We start from the raw sequence: 2,973 nt of genomic DNA on the forward strand, positions 1-2,973 counted from the left end.
CCATTCGGCATCCGTCAGATCGGAGGGGTAGCGCAGCCCGCGCCGATCCGCCGCACGCCGATGCTCCGCTGTCCACGCCATCCTGCTTCCCCACAAATCGCCCGCAGGAGAAGGGAATCACATCCGACTCAGGTAACTCAATTCCTTTTCGGATGGGCTCTTATTGATCCGGCCTGGGCGCACCTGAAAGGTTCGCAGCCACCGCGCTGGACAGGCCGCCTGTCGCGGTTTCGGGGCAGTCCAAGATGACCCAAGCCCTCTCAATAGCGCAGTGTCGAGACCGGAATCGATAGGGGAGCCACGCCCGACATCACTAATCCTAGGTGGCCACCCCCATCTGCTGAGTGTCCATCCGAGATCATTTAGTGTTCTGGCATAGCCTTCGGACCATGATGCGGACCGAAGCCCAGCGCAGGAAGGCGAGTGCAGAGCGGTTCAGACATTCCCAATCCTTGGCCAGCCGCCTGCATCGATTGAGCCAACTGATCGTCCGCTCGACTATGGGGTGACAGGAACCGTAAGCTCGGTACGCATTAACAATAACAATACCATGTGGCAGGTCGAGGAGCCGCGGATACTTGGGCTCCCCTGCGTCAGAAGAAGAACACGTTGTCGGCCTCCGGGGCCAGCAATGGCGGCCGCCCATCGTTAGTGGACAGTCCCCAGACCGTGGCCCCACTGCGGAGTTCGGCCGCCAAGGGCGTTATGGAGTGCCCGGAGAGGTCGAAGAAGCTCGTGCCCGTGACGCCTTCCACCACGATCTCCGCGCCGAGGTGGTCGCCGAGCGGCAGGGCGCTCACGATGTCTGTGCCGCTGCGGATGTTCACAATGTTGCTGTATTGGGGCACAGTATCTAAGCCCGCTTCGGTAGGCGGCAGGAAGCGGAAGATCGACGGCGCAATCTCGGGGGCGTTGAAGGTCACCGTGTCGAGGCCGGTATTGCGCCCAACGATCTGCGCGACTCCGCCGCCGAGCGAATGCCCAGTCAGGTCGATGTCAGCCAACGGGAACTCGGCGCGCAGTCCGTCGATCACCGTTTCTAACCGCTGGACAAAGGAAGCTAGTATTGCTGTGCCGATTTCCGGGATGAAGCCCGCATCGCTGATGAGGTTGGCAACCAAGTAAAATAAGCTTCCCGTATCGGTACCGCGCATCGCCACCACGAAGTCCCGGATGGTGCCGACGCCGCTGCCGTCGGCGACGGTGGCCGGGCCGGAGACGCCAGTTACTTCCAGCGAAACATCCTTGTTGGCGACGCGCACGTCGGCGGCAAAATCGCCACTGATCCGCTCTCGGAGATCGTAGCCTTCCACGGACGGGGTGCCGGGGCGGGCGTAGGCGAGGTCACTCAACCCGGCGTAGTCGGCCACCAGCGGGTTCGCCACGAAGTCCTGCGCCTCCGCGAGGGTGTCCGGCGCGTCGAACGACGCGGCCGGGTAGAACGGCGGCGGGTCGGCATCCACGATACTGCGGTCGGGCAGCACGGCAACCCGCACCGTCTGTTGCAGCGGGCCGCCGGGTTGGAAGGTGAGGGAACCGACCAATTCGTTAGCGTCCACCAACTGCGACTCAGCGGCGGGGGCGACTCGGTAGGTAACGGTCACCGCTTCGCTCGGCGAGGCGCTTAGACTGACGTTGAAGGCGGCTTCGTCGGCTCCGCTAGGTGTACCGCGGTCGTCCAACGGCACGCTGACCTCGGCGTCAGAAACGAACAATAGAACAGGGTCGTCCGGCGGCGCTTCGCCCTCTCGGTAAATTAAGATTGGGGGTTCGATCACGTACGTAGTGAAGCGCTCAGTCTCGTTGGCACGACTCCAGTTGTAGCCACGTGGCTCACCTCCCCCGACGAACACGATTTGCTGCCCCAACGCGGCATACTTGGCCGTGTAATCAGACATGATCTGGGAGAGGCGAGGACCGACTGCTTCGGCGTCTTCCTCCCATGGATTGCCGTTTGTTATTGGAAACGGACCGACAGTAACGGTCTCGATCTGATGGATCGGCTGACTTGAAACGGAGTCTGACATCGTTCCTCCGCAAAGTTATGACCCGCGGGACTATTTACCGAACCAACATTGGCGCCGCGCCCGGTTTCAGCAAACGCCCGACGCCGCCCGGCAAGTGTCCTCACGAAAAAGTGACTTAATGTCTATCCGGGAACAGGACGAGTCATCTGAATCGGTTGTGACTGGCCTGGGATGGTATGAGCCGGGAGAAGGGTGGTCATGTGGACGCCCGAGAATCGGCCGAGATACGACCGCGGCAAGCTGCGCTACCCGAGCGATCTGACTGACGAAGAATGGTCGCTCATCGCACCGCTGATCCCGCCCGCGAAGCCGGGCGGCAACAGGCGGACGATTGACGAGCGCGCGGTGGTCAACGGGGTGATGTACGTCCTGAGCACTGGCTGCCAATGGGCGGCGCTGCCGAAGGACCTGCCGCCGCGGAGCACGGTGAATGATTACCTGCGGCGCTGGGACGAGGACCGCACGCTCGATCGCATCCACCATGCGCTGTACGTGCTGTGCCGCGAGCAGGCTGGCCGCGAGGCCAGCCCGACGGCAGCAATCATCGACAGCCAGAGCGTCAAGGGCGCGGAAAAAGGGGGCGCTGCATCGACCCATCGGGCTTTGATGCGGGCAAGAAGATCAAGGGCAAGAAGCGCCACGTCCTGGTCGACACCCAGGGACTGCTGATGCAGGCCATCGTCCACGCGGCCGACATCCAGGACCGCGACGGTGGCGTGCTGCTCATGGGGGCGCTCTTCGGCCTGTACCCATTCCTGCTCAAGCTCTACGCCGACAGTGGATATCAAGGTCCCAAGTTCCAGGCCGGGCTGTGCACGGTTTGCGGTCAGGTGAACCTGGAGATCGTCAAACGATCCGACCTCCACAAGTTCGTCGTGCTGCCGAAGCGGTGGATCGTCGAGCGCACGATCGGTTGGCTCAACCGATGCCGACGGCTGGCCAAGGA

1 protein-coding gene and 2 pseudogenes are annotated in these 2,973 nt (G+C 62.6%); 1 reads left to right on the forward strand and 2 read right to left on the reverse strand.

The window, feature by feature from the left end; translation table 11 throughout:
* Positions 1-358: 358 nt before the first annotated feature.
* Together H7965_RS29310 and H7965_RS29315 are read right to left on the reverse strand one after the other, a co-directional pair.
* Positions 359-502: pseudogene (locus tag H7965_RS29310) on the reverse strand (IS5/IS1182 family transposase); the annotation flags it as partial.
* A gap of 91 nt (positions 503-593) precedes the next feature.
* On the reverse strand, positions 594-2,027 hold the full coding sequence (locus H7965_RS29315) for an alpha/beta hydrolase family protein (protein WP_186774021.1): 1,434 nt from the start codon (positions 2,025-2,027) through the stop codon (positions 594-596).
* 198 nt (positions 2,028-2,225) lie between these two features.
* Here H7965_RS29315 and H7965_RS29320 point away from each other — a divergent pair.
* A pseudogene (locus H7965_RS29320) lies at positions 2,226-2,973 on the forward strand (IS5 family transposase); the annotation flags it as partial.

Origin of the sequence: Siccirubricoccus deserti (assembly GCF_014283215.1) — a bacterium.
GTDB lineage: Bacteria > Pseudomonadota > Alphaproteobacteria > Acetobacterales > Acetobacteraceae > Siccirubricoccus > Siccirubricoccus deserti.